A 25212-nucleotide genomic window follows, 5' to 3' on the forward strand; every position below is an offset into this window, starting at 1 on the left:
TACTGATGAAACATGTTGAAAACATAGGTTCTTTTATGCAGTGATGTACCTTGTATGACATCATGTGTTTTAATATGACATCATAACGTCATATATAACCAACTAAAAGTCAGATGGTTATAATGAATATGACGTTATGACGTTAAAAATACGAATAATTTGCAGTGAAGTGCTTTTTCATGGGCGGCTTTCGCCTTCGATGTATTGCGAAAGGAGCAGGTGTTCGCCATCAAACATTACATAGGAGAACTGACTGATCCAGTCGCCTAAGATAATCATGCGGGCTTTCTTGGTGAGCTGCAGATCTACTTCGATGTGACGATGACCGTAGATGAAATAATCTACGTTAGAGTGGTACTGGATGTACTTTTTGGTAAACAGTACCAGATGCTCGCGGTTCTCGCCCATATAGGCAGGCTCTTCGCCGTTAGGACGCTTCATGCGGCTGTGCTTGGCCCAGTTCAATCCAAACCACATGCCCCAACGGGGATGTAATGACGAGAAGGCCCACTGACAAGCCTTGTTGTGGAAGATACTCTTGATAAGTTTGAACTTCTTATCAGGATCGCCCAGTCCGTCGCCATGCGCCAGGAAGAACATCTTTCCGTATATCTCCGTGGTCTCAGGTTTCTTATGCAGAATCACCCCGCACTCCTTTTCCAGATACTCGTAGGCCCAGATGTCGTGGTTGCCGGTAAAGTAATGCACCTCGACACCCATGTCGGTGAGCTCCGAGATTTTTCCAAGGAAACGGGTATAGCCCTTGGGTACTACATATTTATATTCGTACCAGAAGTCGAACATGTCGCCCAGCAGGTAGATGGCAGCCGCCTTCTCCTTGATGCTATCGAGAAAGCGAACCAGTCGGCGTTCCTGCATGCGCTGGTGCGGAATGGCTAACGAGCCCAAGTGGGCATCGGAAAGGAAATATACGTTCTTCATATTAATCGAATCCAAGTTCAACTCTCGCTTCTTCGCTCATCATACTCTGATCCCAAGCGGGTTCGAACACGAGATTAACATTGGCTCCCTTTACGCCATCCACACTTTCTACCTTGGTGCGGACATCCTCAAGGATAAAATCTGCAGCAGGGCAGTTGGGGGCTGTAAAGGTCATGTCCAACTCAACAGAACTATCGTCCTGTACATCTATCTTGTAAATCATTCCCAGGTCGTAGATGTTGACGGGAATCTCTGGATCGTAAACGGTCTTCAGTACATCTACAATCCGCTCTTCTATCTGTGTCTTCTCTTCCTGTGTCATAACTGTATATGTATGTTTGTTAGCATTTTCCTTGTTCGTGGTAGCTGTAGTAGTGGCCATCGGTAACGATGACGTGATCGGCAAAGTGGATGTCCATCAGTTTACAGGCATTCATGATGCTGATGGTTAACTGGTCGTCTTGTTTGCTAGGTGTGATGCCACCCGATGGGTGGTTGTGGCATGCCACCAGCTGTGTGGCGTTGCAGAGTACTGCCTCGCGGATGATGAGGCGAATATCTACTGCTGTTGCGGTAATGCCGCCACGGGCAATACGCAGTTTTTTTATCAATCGGTATTGCTGGTTTAGCAGCAGTACCCAGAACTCCTCTACATCCAAATCCTGCATCACTGGGTGCATGTGGTTGTAGATACGAGTGGCTGTGCCTAAGTCGGGACGCTCCTCGGGTGTTTCCATCTGTCGGCGCTTGCCCAGTTCGCAGGCTGCCAGGATGGTGATGGCCTTGGCCTCGCCCACGCCATTATACTGGCACAGGTCGTGAATGGATTTCTTGCCTAAGGTGTTCAGACTGTTGTTGCAGTCGGCCAGGATGCGCTTCATTAAATCTACGGCGCTCTCTTTGGTTGAACCCGAACCAATCAGTATGGCCAATAGCTCTGCGCTGCTCAGTGCCTCGGCACCCTGCGTAGCCATCTTTTCGCGAGGACGATCCTCTTCGGCCCACTGATTAATGTTCAACTTCTCGGTCATTTGTAGAAGTTTTTTTCGAATGCGGTAAACTCATCTTGCTTCAGTACGCAGCGTTTCCACCACGACTCGATGAAGCCGAAACCATAGCCCATCAGCTGTACAAAGGCGGCGGGGATGCTGAGCAATCCTACCCACAAACTCTTGTTTCTAAGGCTTGAGTCGATACAGAGCAATAGGCTATATAATATAATAGGTACGCACGCGAATGGCCAGAAAAGCGTAATGAGCAGCAAACCGATGACACCCAAGGTGAACACGGTTGGTAGCAGATGCACTAACTTCATAGTGCCGGGGTGGCGCTTTTCGAGATTGATGCGGGCGATACCGCTGTTGTACACCTGACGGAAGAACTTGCGGAAATCGGTGCGACGCTTGTGCCATACCCAGGCCTCGGGGAAGAGACGTGGCATATAACCTGCCTCGACGATACGGTATGAGAAGTCGATATCCTCGCCAAAACGCATCTTGGTAAAGCCGCCCAACTGAAGATACATATCGCGACGGATGCCCATGTTGAACGAACGGGGATAGAACTTATCAAGCTTAGCCTTTCCACCGCGGATACCACCTGTGGTAAAAAAGGATGTCATCGAGTAGCTGATGGCCTTTTGTATCGGGGTGAACGATGGGTGCGTGGCGTCGGGACCTCCGAAAGCTTCGCATGGGTTCTGTTTGAGCTCATCCTCGACTGCTTGAAGATAGCTTGCGGGCAGTACCACATCGCTGTCTAAGATGATAACATACTCACCGTTAGCACGTTCGGCACCATAGTTGCGACTCTGACCGGGGCCGCTGTTCTCCTTGGCGTAATAATGCAAATCAAGGATGCTTGCGTATTTATCGCAAACATCCTTGCATGGTTTTACTGATCCGTCCTCTACTATCAGAACCTCAAAATCCTTAACGGTTTGTTCACAGAGGCTCTGTAACAGTTCGTCTACCTCGTCGGGACGATTGTAGACGGGAACGATGATCGAGTATCTCATTATTCCTTTACACGCTGCAGGTAAGAACCGTCGCGAGTGTCAACCTGAATCAGGTCGCCCTCGTTGATGAACAGAGGAACACGAATCTCAACACCAGTCTCCAGAGTAGCAGGCTTCAGAGTGTTGGTAGCAGTGTCGCCCTTAACACCAGGCTCAGAGTGAGTAACGCGGAGAACGGTCTTAACTGGCATCTCAGCGTAAAGGATAGTACCATCGGTAGTGTCAGAAACAACCTCCACGATGTCGCTCTCCTTCATGTACTCATGACCGATTACGAGCTCGTTGTCGATGGGGATCTGCTCGAATGTCTCCTGATTCATGAAGATACGACCAGACTGGTCCTCATAGAGATACTGGTAAGGACGACGCTCGATAATCACATCCTCGAGCTTCTCACCGATGTTGAAGCGACGCTCCAGTACGCGACCGTCTGAAACGTTCTTAACTTTGATAATCATGATGGTGTTACCCTTACCTGGCTTGCGGTGCTGGAAATCGATACACACCCAGATGCCACCGTCCATGCGAATGGCGGTGCCCTTTTTAATGTCCTGTGAATTAATCATAAACCTTTAAAATATTACTTTTATATCGTTTTCGGGTGCAAAGGTACTGCTTTTTTGGAAAAAAACATAAAAAGTTTAGCTAAAAATCGTATAAAATTTGCGTAATTCAAAAGAAATGAGTACTTTTGCACCCCAAATCGGTAAATAAATAACAAAATTAAATAAGTATATCACAATGAAGAGAACATTTCAGCCACACAATCGCCGTCGCGTAAACAAGCACGGCTTCCGTGAGAGAATGGCCACCAAGAACGGTCGTCGAGTACTGGCTGCTCGTCGCGCTAAGGGCCGCAAGAAGTTGACAGTTTCTGACGAGAATCACGGAAAGTAATCCGAGAGGAACTTAGAAAATGAGTTAAAATAGAAAGAAGTAGAGTGAAATCTTTGCTTCTTTCTGTTTTTTTATATAACTTTGCAACCTAATAAGTAAAGTTAAGATGAAAACAAAAGAATTCTTCGGCAAGTTCTGTAGTAAGTTCCTGTTTTGGAACCTGATAGCGATGGCACTCGTGGTCATCCTGCTGGTTGTAGGTGTGAACTACGGACTTGACTGGTACACCCACCATGGCGAAAGTATCAGAGTGCCGAATATCGAGGGTATGCGCATCACTAAGGCTCGCGAAATGATGGAAGAGTGCGGACTGGAGATTGTGGTAACCGATTCGGGTTACAACAAACGCTTGCCTGCCGATTGCGTATTGACGCAGAGCCCTGGTGCTGGACTGACCGTTAAGTCGGGGCATACCATTTATGTAACCATCAACTCGTCGAACTCACCATCGGTGGCTATCCCCGATGTAGTGGATAACTGCAGCTACCGCGAGGCCGAGGCTAAGCTGATATCATTGGGATTTAAAGTTCTTCCGCCACAGTATGTAACAGGCGAGAAGGATTGGGTTTACGGTGTGTCGTGCAATGGTCGTAAGGTTTCTACAGGCGAACGTATATCCATCGAACAGCCCCTGACGCTGCTGGTAGGTAGCGGACAGTATGGTGCCGATGAGGAGCTGAACGTGATTGGCGGCGACGATGCTATGATGCAGAGCGGTAACGGCGAAGTGGATGATTTTGAGGAGGTAACAGAATGACAAACGAAACCATCGATATCGAAGAGCAGGAGCAAGAAGACTTGCTATACGAACACTTTCGTATGGAGGTTGATAAAGGACAGGTGCCTATACGTATTGATAAGTACCTGGTTGAACATCAGCCACACTCCAGTCGTAACCGTATCCAGCAGGCTGCCGATGCAGGTTTTATACATGTAAACGAAAAGCCTGTAAAAAGTAACTATAAGGTACGCCCGGGCGATATCATCACATTGATGCTCGATCGTCCGCATTACGATACCACAATTGAACCCGAAGATATCCCATTAGAAGTGGTTTACGAGGATGCCGACCTGATGGTGATTAACAAGCCTGCCGGCATGGTGGTTCACCCTGGATGTGGAAACTTTAACGGCACCTTGGTAAATGCAATAGCCTGGCATCTGAAGGATTTGGCCAGCTACGATCCTAACGACCCGGAAGTGGGCCTGGTGCATCGTATCGATAAGGATACCAGTGGCCTGTTGGTAGTAGCCAAAACACCCGATGCCAAGACATCATTAGGAAAACAGTTCTTTAACAAAACCACTCACCGCAGTTATAATGCCTTGGTGTGGGGAAACTTTGTGGAGGACGAAGGTCGTATCGAAGGAAATATCGGTCGCGATCCCAAGGACCGTCTGCGTATGGAGGTGTTCCCACCCGATTCAGAGATAGGAAAACCAGCCGTAACCCATTACAAGGTGATGGAACGTTATGGCTATGTAACACTGGTGGAGTGTATCCTCGAAACAGGTCGTACCCATCAGATACGTGCTCACATGAAACATATCGGACACCCGTTGTTTGCCGATGAGCGCTATGGCGGTACCGAACTGCTGCGTGGCGAGCGCACTGCCAGCTACAAGGCTTATATCCAGAACTGCTTTAAGCTCTGTCCGCGTCAGGTGCTGCATGCTAAGACCTTAGGTTTTGTACACCCCACCACGGGAAAGCAGATGGACTTTACATCGGAGTGGCCCGCTGATATGGCGGCTCTGATTGATAAGTGGAGAAAGTATATAAAGGCAAAAGAATAAGAAGTAAAAACATAAGATACAATGAAGAACTTAAAGAGAACGATTGCCATCGTATGTGGTGGCGACTCATCAGAACACGACGTTTCTCTGCGCTCGGCACAGGGACTTTATTCATTTTTTGATAAGGAACGCTACGATGTGTATATCGTAGATATCAAAGGACAGGACTGGCACGTGGAGCTGCCAGATGGAACTACAGCTAAGATTGACCGAAACGACTTCTCGTTTATGGAAAACGGCGAGGCCAAGGTTTTCGACTATGCTTATATCACCATTCATGGCACCCCAGGCGAGAACGGTCTGTTGCAGGGCTATTTCGACCTGATTGGTCTGCCTTACAGCACCAGTGGCGTATTGGTCGAGGCTATGACTTTTGATAAGTTCGTGCTGAACCAGTATCTGCGTGGCTATGGTGTTAAAGTGGCAGACTCGTTGCTGATTCGCAAGGGCTACGAGGAATTGGTAAGCGACGACGAGATCGAGGAGCGTATCGGTATGCCATGCTTTGTAAAGCCTGCTGCCGACGGTTCGTCGTTCGGCGTGTCGAAGGTTAAAGAGAAGGATATGCTGGCTCCTGCCATCCGTAAGGCGATGTTGGAGAGTCCTGAGATTATGGTCGAGAGCTTCCTCGAAGGTACCGAGATCTCTATCGGTGTTTATAAGACCAAGGAGAAGGCAGTGGTTCTGCCTGCCACCGAGGTGGTTACCAGCAACGAGTTCTTTGATTACGATGCCAAGTACAACGGACAGGTACAGGAGATTACTCCAGCCCGTTTGCCCGAGGATGTAACAGAGCGCGTACGTCAGATTACCTCGCATATCTATGATATCCTGCATTGTAATGGCATCATCCGTATCGACTTTATCATTTCGAAGGAGGGTAGCATCTCGATGCTCGAGGTTAATACCACACCAGGTATGACAGCTACCAGCTTTATCCCTCAGCAGGTACGTGCAGCTGGTCTCTCGATGACCGATGTGCTGACAGAGATTGTTGAGAATCAGTTTGATTAATATATGAGAGAAGAGTTCGACGAGATCCGACCTTACGAGGCGGGAGAGATGAAGCAGGCGTTCGACGACTTGCTCAACGACAGACAGTTCCAGATGATACTGAAGGGTTTTACCCCTTGGTTGCCTAAATCGATGCGTAACGCCTTGTTGCGCCTGGCATTTACTGGTATCAAAACACCACTCGATTTCCAGAAGCGTTTCATGAAACCGGTGGTTAACTACATCATCCGCAAACATACCGACGGATGCTCGTTCCTGGATTCTTCGATTGCAGCTTACGATAAGAGTCAGCGATACACATTTGTGTCGAACCACCGCGATATCGTGCTCGATTCGGCATTCTTGGATGTAAAGCTGGTTGAAGCAGGTTATCCCACTACCGTTGAGATAGGTATTGGCGATAATCTGCTTATCTATCCTTGGATAAAACGACTGGTGCGTATGAACAAGGCCTTTACCGTGCGTCGTGGCTTATCGCTGCGCGAAACGTTGGCGGCCTCGCAGCTCATGAGTCGTTATATCCACTATGCCGTAACCCAGAAAAAGGAGAATATCTGGATTGCCCAGCGCGAGGGTAGAGCCAAGGATTCGAGCGACCATACCCAGGATGCTGTGCTTAAGATGCTGGCGATGGGTGGCGACCTGAAGGAGCTGAACATCGTGCCCCTCACCATCAGCTACGAGTTTGACCCTTGCGACTATCTGAAAGCGCAGGAGTTCCAGCAGAAACGTGATAATCCTGCCTTCAAGAAATCACGTCAGGACGATCTCGACAATATGAAGACGGGTATCTTCGGCTATAAGGGACGTGTGGTTTATCGTCCTGCAGCCCCTATCAATACCTGGATCGACGACCTCTCGGAGTTGCCTAAGACAGAGTGGTTCAAGGCAGTTGCTGAACGTATGGACCGCGAGATACATCGTGGTTACGAGCTTTACCCCTGCAACTACATCGCCCTGGATGAGTTGAATGGCAATCAGGCCAATGCAGCCCATTATACCGAGGCTGATGTGAAGCGTTTCAATCAGTACTTAGCTGGTCAGATGGCCAAGATCAATCTGCCCAATAAGGACGAGGCATTCCTCCGTGAACGCATGCTCACCATGTATGCCAACCCAGTACGCAACTTAATGGCCGCCCAATGAAGAAACTTTTTAGACTGATAGTAATCATAACTGTCAACTGTCAACTGTCAACTATCATCTCGTCGTGCTCTCAGGATGTTTACGATAAGGGCGAGGGGAAGTACTCTTTGTTGCGAGGCGACTTTGCTGAGGCTGTGGTGAACAGCAACCAGCAGGTAACAAAGATTGTTACCGATGATGGCGACGAATTGTCGCTCACAGCACCTTATACTGCCAAGTGGGTCAGCAAGGCCGATACCACCTATCGCTGTATGCTATATTATAATAAGGTGGATAATCAGGCCGAGGTGGTTTCGATGGGCCAGGTGCCATGTGCTTCGATCACGCTCTTAAAAGATCTCAATAAACCCTTATTGACCGACCCCGTGAAGTTTGAAAGCACCTGGATGAGTAAAACGGGAAAGTATCTGAACCTGAGTCTGCAACTGAAGACGGGTGTTACCGATGATTCTACCGCCGCTCAGAGCTTAGCGATTATCAGCGATACACTGGTTAAACATGCTGATGGCAAGCAGATACGTCATCTTATTCTGTATCACGACCAAGGTAACGTGCCTGAGTATTACTCTACCAAGGTATATCTCAGTATCCCTACAAATAGAATTGATGCCGACTCGGTCAGAATCAGCATCAACTCGTACGACGGTGAGGTTATTGCCAAGCACCGTATCCGTTAATGATTAATTGGCTTTATACTCCTTGTTCTCTATCGCATTCCAGTTAATCTGGTCGGTGCGCTGGGCTAGTGGGGCGTGTGGTATCACGCTGCCGTCTTTTACCAGGATGATACAAGGTATCTCGCCAGCCTCGATGGTCTGGTAGCCGCCCTCATAAACCTTACCTGTCTGATAGTCAATCCACTTGCCTTTAGGCAGGTACACATTGCGACTGTTGCCACTCTCCAACAGTGGAGCCACCAGCATCTTTGAGCCGAACATATACTCATCTTCTACATACCAGGCACCCTGATCGTGTGGGAATTCTACCAGTAGGGCACGTACCATGGGCAGTCCGAGCTGTGAACACTCCTTGGCCTGCTCCCAGACGTATGGCATCAGTTTATACTTCATTTCGGCACAAGCACGGAAAGCATTGGTAAACGATTCGGAGATGAGCCAAGGCTCTGTGGGAGGGGCGCCATGGGCACGGGTGTGACTGCTCAGGAATCCGAATGGCAGCCAACGACGATAGATATCCTCGGGCGATGCTGTGACGAAACCGCCCATATCATGACTCCAGAACGAGAAACCACTCAGTCCAAAACTCAGTCCACCTCGCAAGTCGCCAAGCATGCCGGTGTTGGTAGTGGCGGCATCGCCACCCCAGTGCAGGGCATAGCGCTGACTGCCTGCCCATGCCGAACGGGCCCAGATGATGCCTTCGCCAGGATGATTGCGCTCTACAACCTCCCAGAGTGCCTTGTTGTAGCGCAGAGGATAGAGGTTGTGCTCATACAGTCCGCCCTTGCCGCTATGATAGAAACCATTGTAAGGCGCAGCTTCGCCAAAGTCGCACTTGATGGTGGATACGCCTTGTTTCAGTAGTCCCTCAATCTTTTGCTGATACCAATTTACGGTTTCGGGGTTTGAGAAATCCAGAATGGCATCCTCAACAGGCATACCGCCTGTAGCGTTCTTAACGTGTAAGCCTTTGTCGATAATCTCATTAAAGAATCGGTTTTTGGGGGTGAAGTAGGGGAGCTGCCATAAGCAGGTGTGGAAACCGTCCTTTGCTAACTGCTTCAACATCTTTACCGGATCCTTAAAACGGTCTTTGGCAAATTGGTAGTCGCACTGCCAGTCGGTGCCAAACCAGCCTGTATCAAAATGTATCACATCGGCAGGAATGCGGTTGGCTCGTAGCTGACGGGCAATCTCCAAGCCTTCTTCTTGTGAGAAATAGGTGATGCGACTCATCCAGGTGCCGAAACTCCACAGTGGGGGTAGGGGCGACTTACCTGTAATCTCGGTATATTCGTAAAGGATATCCTTCGGCTCGCCAAAGAAAACGAAGAAATCCATCTGCTCATCGGCCATAAACAAGCGGTCGGCTCCAATATACGAAGCTCCGAAGTCGCAGGTGACCGGTGCTGAGGTGTGCATAAAGATACCGTAGCCTCGATTTGAAAAGAAGAAGGGCACGGGCTTATACTGTCCGTCGGTCTCAGGTCCCTGTGGGTCGGTCACACTCAGATGCACCTTCTGTCCCACTTTGTTTAACGATGTGAACGACTCACCACAACCATAGATACGTTCGCCAGGGGCGAGTGTCAGTACGGGGTTGATGCTTCGGCTGTTGTCGCTGCCTCGCTTAATAAACGAGAAGGGTTGCAATTTTACCTGCGAAGAATCGTTATCAATGAGGTGGCGTGTCTGTGTCAGCACTTTACCGTTAGCATCCTTAATAACCAGTCGCCAAGGATATTTTTTTATCTCTATGCTGCCATACTGCGATTTGTAGCTAATAGCATCGCCAGTCTGCGATGTTTCCCACATCGCTCCAGCGCCTTTGGCTTTAAACCCATCGCAGAACATGATATCCTCTTGGTCGCTGTTCTTTGGTTCAACAGGTGATGTCAGCATGCGGATGCGTGCTGTTCGGGGTGAGATAAACTCAATCTTGAGTTTCAGGTTAGGATCATTGTCGTATGCCGCATCGGGGAAGTCGAGCATCTGCATGCGAACTGGCCAGTAGCCGTTCAGGTTGAATGCCTGTCGTGGACTCATGCGGTATCGTTTCCACTGTACCAGTCCTTCGCCTTTGGCAGCATCGAAACTTACCAAAGAATCTGCAAAAAAGTACGTGTTCGACAGGTCGTAGAAGTCTGTCGACATATCTTTTTGCATACACTGCAGGTACTGTACACCTGCGTTTGTCTGAATCTGTGCTGCGGCGTGTAATCCCCATGTAGCACACATTATTAATATTAAGCGTTTCATTGTTAAAGGTTATTTGGCAATATGTTTCTTTCCGTTTTGGATGTAGATGCCCCTTTGTGGCTTAGCTATCTGCTGCCCCTGCAGGTTGTAGATGCGGTTGTCGGTTTGGGGAGTGTAGTGCAACTCGTGTATGCCGCTAACTGGTGTTGATTCTGTGCTAAGCGTGCAGCCCCAGGCGGTGGTAGGACTCAGTTTAACCTCTGAGTTGTCGCTCTTGATCAATACCACCTTGTTGATTTTAGCTTTCGTGGCGCCGACATTGGTTTGCAGGGTGATGCGTGATACGGTGGAACCTGTCTTGGCGTTTTCGAAGTTAACAGTGGTTGTTTTCGAGTTGGCCGACAGGGTATAGTAGGCTTCCTTGAAACTTGAACCTGTAGCATCGCCATAAACTTTTACCTGTAGTTTGCTGCCATAGTTGTCGTCCATTTCTATGCGTAACCCTTTGTATTCAGTGAGTTTTAGTGGTGATACACTATTGTAGTTGCCATAAAGGAACAACTCTGCCCATTCTTTCTCGTACTCTACGAGATAGCTGATATTGAAATCGTTCTCGGTAGGGTAGGTGCCAGCAAAGTCGCTACCATGATAGGCTTTGGCAATGCGCTCGGCCAGGTCAGGCTGGTTAAAAGCGGGTAGCGAACGGTAGGCACCGTCGGATAAGCCCATCCAATAGAAGGTGGCCACATGGTGCTCCTTGCATTTGGCAATCATATAGTCAACAAACTCAAACATTACATCTCTGCGTACATCATAGTCGGTCTTGCCGTCGCCTTCATCCACATTGGCTGTGCCCCATTCGCCCAGAATCATGGGTATGCCTTTCGAGAGGATATGCGTGTTCCAAGCAGTCATCATGTCGTCAATCTCTTTCTTGACATTGGCAATGCCATTGGCGATGTTGGGATAGTCGTGAACCTGAACCATCAGATGGTTGGCTACCGGGTCGGTGGGGATGGTCAACTGCGATAAGGGCTCTTTCAGGTGATCGTTCCAAGTGCCGCTGCCACAACAAGCAGCGTAGGTGTTGACCACCAGATTGCGGGTGGCATTGTTACCGCCTGTGTTGCGAACAGTGGTCACAAAGCTCTGGGCATAGCTGTTGATGGCATTGTAGGCCGACTTGGCTACTGCTGCGTCGTATTTGTTGGTCGAAGCATACGAGGCAAAGCACCACGAACTCAGCTTATCCAGCATCTCGTTATAGCTTTCAAACAGCAAATGCTCATCGTAATCCTTAAACTCTTCGGCAATTTGCTTCCATAGGTTCTCGTATCTGGTTTTGTTCTGCTCGTAGTTAGCCTCGTCAGCTTTTATCCACGATTTAAAGGTACTGCCATCTGCTCCAGTATCGTGGTGCACGTTGACGATACAGTACAGGCCTTGGTTGATGACATAATCCACCACCTCGTGAACGCGTTTCATCCATTCGGCATTCACCTTACCGTCTTTGTCCATGTGGTTATACCAGGTCACAGGTACACGGATGGCACCAAAACCGGCATCCTTCATCATCTTGATGAGCTCGGGCTTGGCTTTGCTCTGGCCCCAACAGGTTTCTGATTCCAGTCCCTGCTGTCCCCAGTAGTTGTCTTTCGTGAAATCGTGATTGGTTTGATTGTTGGCATCGAGCGTGTTGCCTAAGTTCCAACCCACGCCCATATTCTTTACGGCTTGGGTGGCTGTTTCAAACTCTTGGGCCTGTAGATGCATACCACATATCAGTAGTAAGGTAAATAATACATTTAATCTTTTGTACATATTAGTTTTAGATTGATAATTTGGGCGCAAAGATAATTACTTTTTGCGAAACCTGCAAGGTTTTTTGTGATTATCTTTTTACGCGTACCTAATTATATATATAAGGCTTTCATAGTGTATAATTTACATTTATTTAGTAAACGGCATGTTTTTGCTATTTTTGAGTTCGAGTTTTACTCTCTTTTGGGTATTTTTTACGTATTTTAAATGTTAAAAAACGGCCTTGAGCAAAAAAGTATCAGTATTTGGCAACAAATTTTTATTCTAATTCTTGGAAAATGTTTACCTTTGCCACCGATTTGGTATGACCATATTCAACTATAACTTATTATAAAACTTAAAAAAAAAAGAAACTTATGACCCGAAACAATTCGTCTTAACTGTTGAGTCATGCGTACCTATTTATTGAATTTAGGCTGCGTGCAATAGGAGTATTTATATACTTCCCCAACTAAGAAATTATCACAAACCAATTATCTATAGTTTAAAACTTAAGTATGAATCGAAATTTTAGAAGAACAGCGCTGATGATGAGTGCCATGGCTATGTTTGGCCTTGGTTACTCTTCGAATGCCTATGCCGCCGGAGCTCCTCAGGAAATCCAGCAGGCAACGAAGAAGATTACAGGTACTGTAGTCGATGCATCAGGTCCCGTTATCGGAGCCAGCGTAGTTGAAAAAGGTAAGTCAGGTAATGGCGTTATTACCGATTTCGACGGAAACTTTACTCTCACAGTGTCACCCGGTGCTACGCTTGTTATCTCGTACATCGGTTATGAGACTCAGGAAGTTAAGGTGGGCAACCAGTCAACCATTAACGTTACATTGCAAGAAGACAACGCCCAGCTTGATGAAGTGGTAGTAGTAGGTTACGGTACCATGAAGAAGAAGCTGGTTACCGGTGCTACTGTTCAGGTTAAGGGTGAGGATATCGCCAAACTGAACACTACTAATGCCCTTGAGGCCATGCAGTCAAGCACTCCTGGTGTGCAGATTACAAGTTCATCTACACAGCCTGGTAAGGGTTATAAGGTTTACATCCGTGGTATGGGTACCATCGGTGATGCTTCACCTCTTTATGTAATCGATGGTGTAGCAGGTGGTAACCTCGACGGTATTAACCCTAACGATATCGAGAGCATCGACGTGCTGAAGGATGCTGCATCAGCTGCCATCTACGGTTCTCGTGCTGCTAACGGTGTTATCCTGGTAACAACTAAGCAGGGTAAGGCTGGTAAGGTTGAGCTTAACTACAATGGTGCAATGGGTTGGTCAAATGTCTATAAGCGCCCACAGTTGCTCAATGCACAGCAGTATATGACCATTATGGACGAGTACAGCTTTAATACCTCTGGTGCAAAGATGGATTGGTCTGGATGGGTTCCACAGGATATCCTTAGTAGAGTTGCTAGTGGTTGGGAAGGTACCGACTGGTGGGATGTATTCACCAATAAGAATGCCGTTCAGCAGAATCATTCTGTAACCCTGACTGGTGGTTCAGATCGTTCTAAGTTTGCTATGTCTTACACCTATACCGGTAACGAAGGTATTATGGGTGCCGACAAGGCTTCTTACTACAATCGTCACACCATCCGTATCAACAGCGATCATGTACTTTTGAAGGCAAAGGATTTTGATGCTATCACCATTGGTGAGAACATCTCTATCGGCTATAATAAGAGTCACGACCTGGCTGAGGATGGTATGTATTGGAGCTATATCCACAGTTTGCTGCAGACTACTCCATTGATGCCACAGTATACAGCTGATGGTGAGATTTACAACAATGCCAACAGTGGAACAGGTTGGAACTCTGTATTGTTCAGCAATCCATGGGAAAACCTTAGTAAGGGTGGTTTCAATTCTATGGCCGAGAGCCGCAATTTCAATGCTAGTGCAACTGCATTCTTGACTATCCAGCCTATCAAGGGCTTGAAGTTCCGTTCTCAGTTTAACTACAACTGGGGTGCTGGTGCCTATCGTAGCTATGCAGAGCCACGTTCTCCAAGTCCTGGTACAGGTACTGTTACAGAATATAGCGCAAGCCAGAGCACTTGGTTGAACTCTTCTTTCTCTATTGAGAACACACTTACATACGATCTTCCTATTATTTCTGGTCACAAGATCAGCGCTATGGTCGGTCAGAGCTTCCAGAGCAGCGCTTGGGGTACAAACCTCAACGGCTCGAATAAGATTGCTGCAGGCGAACAGCTCGCTACATTGAAGGGCTGGGATTCTGCATGGCTTTCTAACTTCAAGGTAGGTGAGTCTGGTGTTTCTTTAGGTGGTTCACCAAATGATGAAGAGTATCTCGCTTCTTGGTTCGGTCGTTTGACTTGGGACTGGAATGAGACTTATATGGCTACCGTAACAATGCGTTATGATGGTTCAAGTATCTTCTCTGATGGTAAGCGTTGGGGCTTCTTCCCATCTGTATCTGCAGGTTGGGTAGTAAGCAACGAGAAGTTTATGGAGAGCACTAAGAGCTGGATGGACTTCTTGAAGATTCGTGCATCTTGGGGTCAGAACGGTAATAACCGCATTCCTAAGTATCAGTATCTGGCTACTATCGCTCAGTCTGGTGGATACTACGACAATGGTTATAAGTTCGGTTCTGACATGGATCACTCTGTTGTTAGTAAGCCTGTTACAGGTGCTTACGCTAACATCGTACCAAATCCTGACCTGACTTGGGAAACTTCTGAGCAGCTTGACTTTGGTTTCGACGCTCGCTTCCTCAACAGCCGTCTGGGTGTAAACTTCGACTGGTATAAGAAGACCACTAAGGACTGGTTGATCACAGGTCCGCACATTGCTATTATGGGTACAAATCCTGCTTACATCAATGGTGGTGACGTAGAGAATACCGGTTTTGAGCTGGCTCTTACTTGGAACGACAGAATTGGTAAGGACTTCAGCTATAACGTAGGTGTAAACCTTGCTACCAATAAGAATAAGATTACTCGTATCGCTAACGAGAAGGGTTATATCAATGGTGCAAGTAGTGTCCTCTCACAGGGTACAGAATTTATCTATCGTGCTGAGATTGATAAGCCAATCGGTTACTTCTATGGCATGTCATACAGTGGTATCTGGCAGAATCAGGAGCAGATTGACGCTGCACGCGCAGCTGGTAAGGCTGTTCTCGACAATGCACAGCCTGGTGACTGCATCTGGGATGACTGGAATGGTGATGGTGTGATTACTTATGCAGAAGGTGATAACTGCGACCGCCATGAGATTGGTAATCCTAACCCAGACGTAATGCTTGGTGTAAACCTCGGTTTGCAGTACAAGGGATTTGATTTCGCTGTAAACGGTGCTGGTGCATTTGGTCAGCAGATTATGCGTTCTTACCGTTCATACGGAGATACTCCTTATCATAACTATGATACTACAATCCTGAATCGTTGGCATGGTGAGGGTACCTCAAACACTCAGCCACGTATTTCTGGTACAGGTCATAATAATACAATTTGGGTATCTACCCGTTATATGGAGAATGCCGACTACTTCAAGATTAAGGCTGTAACTCTCGGTTACGACTTTAAGAAGATCTGGAAGTCTTGTCCTTTCCAGCAGCTCCGTTTCTATGTTCAGGCTCAGAACCTCTACACATTCACCAAGTACACAGGCCTCGATCCAGAGGTTGGTTCTGCCGGTGGTGCTGATAGTTGGGCTTCTGGTATTGACCTTGGTCTTTACCCACCATCTCGTACTTATTTGGTTGGTGCAAGTATTAAATTCTAATTTGACAATTACGTTATGAAGAAATATATTTTATCAGCAGCAGCTGTTTTGTCAGCTGGTTTGTTTACATCTTGTAACGACATGTTGGATACTGATCCACGTGTGACTGAGATGACCCAGGCTACTTTCCCTGGTAAGCCTGCAGATGTTGAGGCATTGAATGCAGCTACCTATAGCATCCTGAATGTTTTGGGTGGTAGCGATAATGGTGGCTTGCAGAATAACCCTAACTATTGGTGGGAAGTAATGTCTGATAACTGCTATGGTAGTGGTGGTTTGCAGGATAAGGAAGTTAAGGCTCTCCACTATCTGGTAGAGTCTGGTGTTGACCAGTACCAGAACCTGTTTGTAACTCTTTATGGTGGTATTGCACGTGCTAACAACCAGATTGAGACTATTGATAATGTGCCCTGGACTGATGCTGAAAAGAAACAGCGTGATCAGCTTCTTGGTGAGGGCTACTTTATGCGTGGCTTGTATACCTTCTGGCTTACCCAGTTGTATGGCGATGTGCCCCTGATTACTTCTACTACCATCACTGCAGAGATGGAAGAGCAGGTAAGTGCTGAGGATGTAATCTATCCACAGATTCTGTCTGACTTCGTTTCTGGTAAGAACCTGATGGGTACTGATAAGGGCTTTGGTGATGGTCATGCTAATAAGTATGTTGCCGAGGCTTACATCGCTCGTGCTTATATGTTCTGGGCTGGTTTCTATAAAGGTGTAGGTGAGCTTGCTTCTGGATCTGCTCCTGCTGTTACTTTGGTTGAGCAGGAAGGTTGTTCAGGTTCAATCTCTCAGGCTGATGTTGTAGCAGGTCTGAAGGACATTGTTGGCAGCGGTGCTTACAAACTTTGTGAGGACTTCCGTTCACTCTGGCAGTATTCAAACAGCTTACTGTGGGATGAGGCTCATGACGGTGAAAAGCATGCTTATGACTTCATTAAGGATATGAAGCGTGAGAACTGCTTCGACCAGCCAGGTATGGGTAATGGTAATACTGAGGAACTCTTCCAGATTCAGTTCATGAATGCATCAAGTTGGAATATTCCTAATGGTTATTATAGCAACAACCGTCAGTATTCTAACTATCTGTCATGTTTCTGGGCACTTCGTTGTAATGGTGATAATGGTGATGTTAACCATACTTATCCATTCAATGAGGGCTGGGGTCAGGGTACTCCTTCATGCAATATCTGGGACGACTGGACTGCTGCAGAGAATGCTGGTGGTTACAAAGATATCCGTAAACTCGGTTCTATGATTGACTGTGTTAACGAGCTTGAGGATTATACCTTCGTGAAGGATGATTGCGAGGAGTCTGGCTATTCTGTAAAGAAGTATGCTCCTGTAACTCTTGATGCTTGTGTTGACGACAAGGGTAATCACAAGAAGAACGATACATGGTGGACCAAGGCACCTGGCTTCACAACAGGTTCACTTGGTAATAGCCAGCAGGGTGACCACTTTGAGGACTTCTATCTGATGCGTTATGCTGACGTTCTGCTGATGCTGACAGAGCTTACTGGTGATGCTCAGTATATGAATCAGGTTCAGAAGCGTGCTGGTGTCCCTGAGACCGCATATTCACTGAAGGCCGTTCAGAATGAGCGTCGTTGGGAGTTCGCATTCGAGGGACTTCGTTTCAACGATATGCGTCGCTGGTCTGGTAAGGATTGTAAGAATAGCGACTATGCTCCAAAGGCTCTTGAGGCCCAGTCTGGTAAGATGGTTGTATGTCTTGGTGATAAGGCTAACAAGCGCGCCCTGAAGCACATGACTTGTTCTTGGACAGAGCGTTATAAAGCTACCAATGGTTTCTTGTCAAAGCCTCAGGCCCAGATTACTCTGATGAATGGTAAGTTGGAGCAGAACCCTGGTTGGGATGCTGCTGATCCTAAGACACAATATGTTACACTTTATTAATTTTATTAGTAATCAATATGAAAAAGATATTTTTGCTTTTTGTCGCAGCATGTGCAGTTTTAGCTTGCGATCCTGTTCATGAGGATATCAAGAATGACGGTCACATTACTGTTGATGAACTCATAGCTAAGACTTCTGTTACTGTTGATAAGGCTGCTAGCGGTCAGAATGGTAATGTTATTACCTGTACTACCTCTGCTCCTGTTAATGCCAAGTGGACTATCGCTGGTAAGGAATACATCGGTAACTATGCTTGGAAGAAGATGAAGCTTGGTGAGCATACCGTCACCATGACTGCTATTTGTGCTGATGGTACAGAACTTACAGCAAATTTCCCCGTAAGTTGTCAGGAAATTACTGATCCACTTGAGAAGTACTATATCTATCAGGGTGAGCCATTTACTCTTGTTACTAACGGTGATGGTGGTCCTGGACGTTTCAGTGATAATGAAGGTAAGTACCTTCCATATCTTTCTGATGATATTTACTTTGGTCTCAAGACTCTTATCTTTGAAGTTACAGATGTAAAAGAAGGTCCATTTATTTGGGGTGATGGTGTTAGCGACGTAGGTTGCACAGCACGTATCATGACTGGATGGTGGGATCCTGTCTTTGCTGATAATGTTCCCATTTCTGTTGGTTTGTGGGAGCTGCCTATTACCGAGGATATGGCAAAAGCTTGTGCCTCAGGTGGTGATAACAAAGACCTGGATATCTTGATGACTCGCGGTTCTATTACCATTAAGTCTGTTTACTACGAGGAATAAACTCTGTTTTACAGTATAATTCACAATGGGGGTGTGTCTAAATTGACACACCCTCTTTCTTTATGATGAATTTTTCAGTGAAAAAGTTTGGGTATTATAAATATTGTTACTACCTTTGCAGCAGCAAGTTGATCAACAAATATGAACATAAAAAGTATATTACCTAAAGCTGTCCTCTATGTGAGCCTGTTGGCTTTCTTTTTATTTGCTGTATATATCATATACATCAATCAAGAGGTATTCTATACGGCGCACGATCGTTCCGAATTCCTATTCGGTGAGCCCTTCTTCCATACGTTGATGTCGAAGCCTTTTGGCTTGATGCAGTATGTGGGAGCCTGGCTTACACAGTTTTTCTATCATCCAGCCTTAGGGTCGATTATTTTGGTAACTATCTGGGTACTCATCTTCTTTGTAGGTGCTAAGGCGTTCCGTTTACAGAATAATGCTTCAGCAGTGATGCTCTTGCCTGCAGCCTGCTTGCTTACTTCTGTTGTCGATCTTGGTTACTGGATATATATATCACCTGTTAGGGGCTATTGGTTCTCGCAGTCAATAGGCTATCTTGCTATGCTGTTGTTATTGTGGGTAGCACGTTGCACTCCACGTAAAATGTATATTGTATGGTATCTGTTGGGCTTTTGTCTATATCCGATACTGGGTTGGTTCGCTTTGCTTTTCATACTATGTTTAGTAGTTACAGTAAAGCCAACATGGCGAGAGCTGTTAGGTATTGTTATACTTATCTTTACTGCAGCCATTTGGCATACACAATTCTATTGCAATCTTAAGTTTGATGATGTAGTGCTAGCAGGTTTGCCCCGTTTTGAAACGCCACTTGACAGCGGTGAGAAACTATCCATACCATTTTGGTGCCTTGGGGCAGTATCAGTACTTATCTCTTTCTATGGTCGATATCTTACCAAATGGTTTGTTCCTGTGGTATGTGTGGCTATAGGTTTCTTCTTTACAACATCACTGATGTTCCGTGATGAGAATTATATCAATGAGATGCGTATGGTACGCTATGCTGAAAGCGACAACTGGAATGAGGTCTTGAATATGGCTGCTGCGAATGACAAGCCCACAAATACAATGGTATTCCTTAAGAATGTTGCTTTGATGAATGAAGGAGGCTTGCTTAATCGCTCGTTCAAACTTGGAAATATTGCGACTGATATTACTAACTCAGATTCACTCCATGTATCCCTCTTAGATATCGCATCCCCTATAGTTTATTACAACTATGGTATGCAGGATGAGGCTATTCGCTTGAATTACGAAAAGGCTATACAAACGGGTTTCTCGCCATTCTATTTGAAAATGTTGTCTCGTTGTGCTTTAGCTAAGGGATATAAAAAAATGGTGGAACGCTATACTACTTTGTTGCATTATCATCCGTTTTACGGTCAGTGGCAGCCATCATCTGTAAGTACCAAGATTAAGGAACTGCAGAATTCCTATGTTGATGAACTCTCTGGCATAGAGAATACCGATAGTTATATTGTGAATAGTATCAGCCTTTGGTATGATTCCGATAGTAAAGTGGCTTCTGAGCAGGCGTTGTTCTATGCCATGTTGCGTTATGATTCAAGTCGTTTTTGGCCATCGCTACGTAAATATTTGAAATTGCACGTGGGCGAGGAATTTCCACTATATGCACAGGAGGCTTATATTTTGTTCATGGATAAGTTCCCGGAGGAAAAACGTATGATGATTCCTGTGGAACAAGATGTCTATGAGCGTTATAAACAGTTCAGAAAGGCCCTTGAACAGCGTGTTAAACCCGGTTTGACACTTGGAAAGGTTGCTAAAGATATGCGTGCTGAATGGGGAGATACTTATTGGTATTATACATTCTTTGGAAGAACAATTAATTTGAAATAATGAAAAGATATATTCACTTATGCATTCTGCCTTTAACAGTTACTATACTGCTGTTATCCTCGTGTGTACATCATCCTGATGTCCCTTCGTTAAGTAAGGAGGCTAAATGCCTACCTGTTATCTATCCTGACTATTGTAATGTTACGGTGCCTTACAATATAGCACCACTTAACTTTATGCTACCTGATGGCGAGTTCGACGAGTGTATTGCTCGTATCACAACCCCAGATGGTCAACAGCAGACTTATGGTCATGGTGTAAAGGTGCAGATTCCTGAGGATGAGTGGCGTGAGATGCTGAATGTCGCAAAAGGTAAGAGCCTGAAAGTAGATGTTTGGGGGCAGAAAGCTGGCGAATGGCTATCGTTTAAATCGTTTGAAATACATGTGGCAGAAGAGCCTATTGACGAATACCTATCATATCGACTCATCGAACCGTCATATGTAGCATGGGACTTTATGGAAATTACCCAACGTAATCTCACTTCGTTTGAGGAAACGCAGATTTTTAACAATGAGATTACCTGTAATGTTCGCGAAAAAGGGCAATGCATAAACTGTCACAGTTATCAGAATTACAAAACAGATAATATGCTTTTTCATGTACGTCATGCTAATGCCGGTACTGTGATTGTTAATGATGGTAAACTTTTAAGAGTTAATCTGAAACGTGACTACACCATCTCCGCAGGTGTGTATCCTGCATGGCATCCTACAGCAAAACTGATAGCTTTCTCGACAAACCAGACACGACAGGCTTTTCATACGGCGAATCCTGATAAAATAGAAGTGTTTGACCTAGCAAGTGATTTGATTCTTTATGATGTAGCAAAAGATTCGGTAAGCATCATTTGTAATGATTCAACGTTGCTGGAAGTGTTCCCAACATGGTCACCTGACGGAAAATATCTCTATTATTGTAAATCTGTTCCACTTCCTGAAGAATTGCAAGGTAAGGACAAGGAAACAGAAATAAATGCTTACTATCAGAGAATACAATATAATGTTTATCGTCGTTTGTTTGATGTATCGTCGCATAACTTTTGTGATGAAGAACTGGTATATGATGCTGTTTCGCAGAACAAGAGTGCTACGCTGCCACGTATCAGTCCCGATGGCAGATATCTGTTGTTTGCACAGGGAAAATATGGATGCTTCCATATTTGGCACCACGATGCTGACATCGTTTGTGTTCCGCTTGGCCAAGAAACACCATCGCCTCTTGACTTAAGAGGTCTCAATAGTAAAGATTATGCAGAAAGTTACCCAACGTGGTCGAGCAACGGTCATTGGATGATGTGTGCCAGTCGCCGCGATGATGGTAACTATAGCCGTGTGTATATATCCTATTTTAATAATGGCAAAGTGGCGAAGGCTTTCCTCTTGCCACAGGATGACCCCGAGCAGAATACCTTCCGCTTAAAGAGCTATAATCGTCCGGAGTTCATGGTTGAGCCGGTTAAAGTTAGTGTTAGCGAATTCAGTAAAGTGTTTGAGTAATAGATTAAATGAAACATTTACATATTATATGTACGCTCCTCTTGGGCGTGGCTATTCTTCTTTTTTTCGGAGTTGCTTATCCACACCATTTGCATTATCAGGAGCAATACCAACTATTCCTGTTTGATAGTACTTATGTATGGGATATTGTAAAACATCCTGGTGGAATTGCTGATCTGTTGGGACGATTCTGCACACAGTTCTTTCTTTATGCATGGGTTGGTGCCGCTATAATTGCACTTCTACTCTCGTTAATACAACTTCTTGTGTGGCGTCTGATGAGGGTGGATCGTCTTTTTGGCCTGAGTTTTGTTCCTTCTTTCCTGCTCTGGCTTTACTTGCTTGATGAGCATGCTTTGCTAAGTGGCGTGTGGGCTGTCCTGGTTACGCTGCTTGTTGGGCAGGTCATCCGTAGAACCATTTCCTCTGTCACCAAAACCGTCCTATCTATTATTGTTGCCATTTCTATCCTCTATTGGCTGGTGGGACCAGTCTGCTTTCCTCTGCCTATTGATGGTATTTGGACTGGAATACATTATTATCGCTATCCTACCGTTTTCCCTTGGTTGCTTTGGGCTGCTTCGCTTTCAGTTTGGGTACTCAGCCTGTTGCCTTGTGTGTGTCGTAAGTGGGTTAATGCACCGAGCGGCTATGTATGGGGGCTTTCAACTTTCCTGTTGGTGACTATTGGTATGGGTAGTATTGTATGGAAAAACAGTAATTTGAAGGCTGAGAAAGTGATGCAATATGATTTTATGGCTACTCATCAGCAGTGGAACCGCATACTTGAAACTGCCAATGCCGAGAAACCTAATAACCAGATTGGCGTGACTGTACAAAATCTTGCCTTAGCGATGCGAGGGATGCTTTTGGACCATATGTTCGAATACAACCAGAATGGTATTGCTGGTCTTCTGCCAGATGTGCAGACTGACGCTACTAGTCCGATGCCTACAGCTGAGGCTTTCTACCAGTTGGGTATGATTAACGTGGCGCAGCGAACAGTGTTCGAAGCCCAAGAGTCGATACTTGATTTCCAGAAGAGTGGGCGTTGCTACAAGCGATTGGCACAGACAAATTTGATAAATGGCAACTATAAGGTGGCCCGCAAATATCTTATGGCGCTGCAGAAAACGCTTTTTTACCGTACATGGGCAAATGAAACACTGCCGCTTTTAGGTAACGAAAAGGCAATAGCAAAACATCCCGAGTACGGACGCTTACGCCAGTGTGCCTACAAAAATGATTTCTACTTTGGCGATCATGTGACACCAGAGATGCTCAAGGATCTTTATTTTAGTAATAAGGATAATCACATGGCTTATCAGTATCTGGTAGCTTACTATCTACTAACTGGTGACCGCGAAGGATTAAATAACTTTATTTCCATGACTCGATGAAACAGATTGTTTATACACTGATAGCTCTTTTGTTGTTCTCTGCATGTACAGAGACTGTTAGCGATGCAAAGCAGGAGGCAAATCAGCCTCATATATATCCTGATTATCTTGACGTTACTGTACCAGTAAATATAGCGCCACTCTGCTTTAATATGGCAGATGAATCGGCTATGCTTATCGATGCTGTTGTAACAGATAGTCATGGTAACAACTTACACTCCCAAGGTGATGAGGCTGTTGATTTTGATATTGATGACTGGCATGCATTGCTTGCTCAGAATCAGGGTGACTCTCTGAGCGTAACAGTCTCGGCGAAGTATGCCGATGGGTGGCATACATATCAGCCATTCTCAATTTCTGTAAGTCCCGACAGCATCGACTACGGCATCTGCTATCGTTTGATAGCACCTGGTTATGAGGTGTGGAGTAAGATGGGAATATATGAACGCGATTTGTCTTCGTTTGATGAGCGTGCATTGATTGAGAATACACAATTTCAGGGCTGTGTGAACTGTCATAGTTTCAATCGCGGTAATCCTGCAGATATGAGTCTGCATATCCGTGGCCCTCATGGTGCCACACTGCTGCGACAGAACGATGGTCCTATTGTGGCTTATAACACTAAAACCGATCAGACGTTAGGCTTTTGTGTGTATCCCTATTGGCATCCATCCGGGCGTTATATCGCTTATTCTACCAATGCAACGAGTCAGCTGTTTCATAGTGCAGATTCAAACCGTATAGAGGTATTTGATACTGCCTCCGACCTTCAGGTTTATGACGTGGAAAAGAATGAGTTGTTGCTTTCGCCTATAGTTAAGCAAGACTCTATCTATGAGACTTTCCCAGTATTCTCTGCTGATGGTAGATCACTCTATTTCTGTGCGGCACGTGCTCTGCCAGAAGATAGTCATCAGCTTGATTCTATCCATTATAATCTGTATCGCATAGGTTTCGATCCGGCAACAGGTACCTTTGGAGACCATATAGAAACCATTATAGATGCTGAGGCTCAGCACAAGTCAATCGCTTTCCCTCGCCCCTCATACGATGGTCGTTTCCTTTGCTATACGCTGGCTGATTATGGCCAGTTTAGCATTTGGCATCATGAGGCCGATCTTTATCTGCTTGATCTGAAAACAGGAGAAAACCATCCGATGACTATGGCGAACTCAGATGATACAGAATCGTTCCATAACTGGAGTACTAACTCACGCTGGCTGGTACTCAGTTCGCGCCGTGATGATGGACTTTATACACGACCATATTTCTGCCATGTTGATGCCGATGGTCATGTAAGTAAGGCATTTATGTTGCCACAGCGCAATCCACGTCGTTTCTATCGTGATAGGTTTCTGTCCTTTAATGTGCCCGATTTCATCATTGCTCCAACTCGTTTTGATGGTAACAAAGCGAGTCGGATAATCAATGACGAATATCGTAAGAACTTTGGGGTTCGCAAAGAGTAGAA

General features: G+C 45.8%; 20 protein-coding genes. 13 read left to right on the forward strand and 7 right to left on the reverse strand.

Features of this window, described 5'->3' with window-relative positions; translation table 11 throughout:
• Positions 1-177: 177 nt before the first annotated feature.
• The 5 genes from T499_RS0109435 to efp are packed head-to-tail and all read right to left on the reverse strand — an operon-like array spanning position 178 to position 3525.
• Positions 178-942 carry a UDP-2,3-diacylglucosamine diphosphatase gene (locus tag T499_RS0109435; RefSeq protein WP_028906659.1) on the reverse strand — a complete coding sequence of 255 codons (765 nt, stop codon included), beginning with the start codon at positions 940-942 and terminating at the stop codon, positions 178-180.
• Between the two features lies 1 nt (position 943).
• A complete protein-coding gene (locus T499_RS0109440) occupies positions 944-1264 on the reverse strand; it encodes a metal-sulfur cluster assembly factor (RefSeq protein WP_028906660.1) in 321 nt (106 codons plus the stop codon).
• Positions 1265-1283: 19 nt separating this feature from the next.
• Positions 1284-1973, reverse strand: a complete 690-nt coding sequence (gene radC / locus T499_RS0109445; protein WP_033150760.1) for a RadC family protein — start codon at positions 1971-1973, stop codon at positions 1284-1286.
• Positions 1970-2959, reverse strand: coding sequence for a glycosyltransferase family 2 protein (locus T499_RS0109450; RefSeq protein ID WP_033150761.1), 990 nt, complete (start codon positions 2957-2959; stop codon positions 1970-1972). The genes radC and T499_RS0109450 overlap by 4 nt, the downstream gene beginning before the upstream one ends.
• Positions 2959-3525: an elongation factor P gene (gene efp / locus T499_RS0109455; RefSeq protein WP_013064453.1), complete on the reverse strand. Its 567-nt coding sequence runs from the start codon at positions 3523-3525 to the stop codon at positions 2959-2961. The genes T499_RS0109450 and efp overlap by 1 nt, the downstream gene beginning before the upstream one ends.
• A gap of 175 nt (positions 3526-3700) precedes the next feature.
• On the opposite strand from efp, the gene rpmH reads away from it, so the two are divergent.
• From rpmH to T499_RS0109485, 6 genes are all read left to right on the forward strand, one after another.
• Positions 3701-3856 carry a 50S ribosomal protein L34 gene (gene rpmH / locus T499_RS0109460; protein ID WP_013063965.1) on the forward strand — a complete coding sequence of 52 codons (156 nt, stop codon included), beginning with the start codon at positions 3701-3703 and terminating at the stop codon, positions 3854-3856.
• A gap of 106 nt (positions 3857-3962) precedes the next feature.
• Positions 3963-4613, forward strand: coding sequence for a PASTA domain-containing protein (locus T499_RS0109465; RefSeq protein WP_033150762.1), 651 nt, complete (start codon positions 3963-3965; stop codon positions 4611-4613).
• Positions 4610-5653: an RluA family pseudouridine synthase gene (locus T499_RS0109470; RefSeq protein WP_013063418.1), complete on the forward strand. Its 1044-nt coding sequence runs from the start codon at positions 4610-4612 to the stop codon at positions 5651-5653. The genes T499_RS0109465 and T499_RS0109470 overlap by 4 nt, the downstream gene beginning before the upstream one ends.
• A gap of 21 nt (positions 5654-5674) precedes the next feature.
• Complete coding sequence (locus tag T499_RS0109475) at positions 5675-6667, forward strand: D-alanine--D-alanine ligase (RefSeq protein WP_033150763.1); 993 nt, start codon at positions 5675-5677, stop codon at positions 6665-6667.
• 3 nt (positions 6668-6670) lie between these two features.
• On the forward strand, positions 6671-7813 hold the full coding sequence (locus T499_RS0109480) for a hypothetical protein (protein WP_033150764.1): 1143 nt from the start codon (positions 6671-6673) through the stop codon (positions 7811-7813).
• On the forward strand, positions 7810-8490 hold the full coding sequence (locus tag T499_RS0109485) for a NigD1/NigD2 family lipoprotein (RefSeq protein WP_033150765.1): 681 nt from the start codon (positions 7810-7812) through the stop codon (positions 8488-8490). The genes T499_RS0109480 and T499_RS0109485 overlap by 4 nt, the downstream gene beginning before the upstream one ends.
• A gap of 3 nt (positions 8491-8493) precedes the next feature.
• On the opposite strand, the gene T499_RS0109490 is transcribed toward T499_RS0109485, so the two are convergent.
• Together T499_RS0109490 and T499_RS14230 are read right to left on the reverse strand one after the other, a co-directional pair.
• Positions 8494-10752 carry a glycoside hydrolase family 31 protein gene (locus T499_RS0109490; protein WP_033150766.1) on the reverse strand — a complete coding sequence of 753 codons (2259 nt, stop codon included), beginning with the start codon at positions 10750-10752 and terminating at the stop codon, positions 8494-8496.
• Positions 10753-10761: 9 nt separating this feature from the next.
• On the reverse strand, positions 10762-12513 hold the full coding sequence (locus tag T499_RS14230) for a glycoside hydrolase family 5 protein (protein ID WP_084163056.1): 1752 nt from the start codon (positions 12511-12513) through the stop codon (positions 10762-10764).
• Between the two features lie 497 nt (positions 12514-13010).
• On the opposite strand from T499_RS14230, the gene T499_RS0109500 reads away from it, so the two are divergent.
• The 7 genes from T499_RS0109500 (at position 13011) to T499_RS0109530 (ending at position 25210) form a co-directional block, all read left to right on the forward strand.
• On the forward strand, positions 13011-16262 hold the full coding sequence (locus tag T499_RS0109500; protein ID WP_033150767.1) for a SusC/RagA family TonB-linked outer membrane protein: 3252 nt from the start codon (positions 13011-13013) through the stop codon (positions 16260-16262).
• 15 nt (positions 16263-16277) lie between these two features.
• Positions 16278-18188: a RagB/SusD family nutrient uptake outer membrane protein gene (locus tag T499_RS0109505; protein WP_084163058.1), complete on the forward strand. Its 1911-nt coding sequence runs from the start codon at positions 16278-16280 to the stop codon at positions 18186-18188.
• A 17-nt stretch (positions 18189-18205) separates the two neighbouring features.
• Positions 18206-18955 carry a hypothetical protein gene (locus T499_RS0109510; protein ID WP_033150769.1) on the forward strand — a complete coding sequence of 250 codons (750 nt, stop codon included), beginning with the start codon at positions 18206-18208 and terminating at the stop codon, positions 18953-18955.
• A 141-nt stretch (positions 18956-19096) separates the two neighbouring features.
• Positions 19097-20842 (forward strand): DUF6057 family protein, encoded by a 1746-nt coding sequence (locus T499_RS0109515; protein ID WP_033150770.1) that lies wholly within the window; start codon positions 19097-19099, stop codon positions 20840-20842.
• A gap of 146 nt (positions 20843-20988) precedes the next feature.
• Entirely contained in the window at positions 20989-22341 is a 1353-nt protein-coding gene (locus tag T499_RS0109520) for a TolB family protein (RefSeq protein WP_198021280.1), read from the forward strand.
• Between the two features lie 8 nt (positions 22342-22349).
• Positions 22350-23741 carry a DUF6057 family protein gene (locus tag T499_RS0109525; RefSeq protein WP_157054582.1) on the forward strand — a complete coding sequence of 464 codons (1392 nt, stop codon included), beginning with the start codon at positions 22350-22352 and terminating at the stop codon, positions 23739-23741.
• Positions 23738-25210, forward strand: coding sequence for a TolB family protein (locus T499_RS0109530; protein WP_033150772.1), 1473 nt, complete (start codon positions 23738-23740; stop codon positions 25208-25210). The genes T499_RS0109525 and T499_RS0109530 overlap by 4 nt, the downstream gene beginning before the upstream one ends.
• The last annotated feature ends 2 nt before the right edge of the window (positions 25211-25212 follow it).

It is taken from the genome of Prevotella sp. RM4 (genome assembly GCF_000701965.1).
Lineage (GTDB): Bacteria > Bacteroidota > Bacteroidia > Bacteroidales > Bacteroidaceae > Prevotella > Prevotella ruminicola.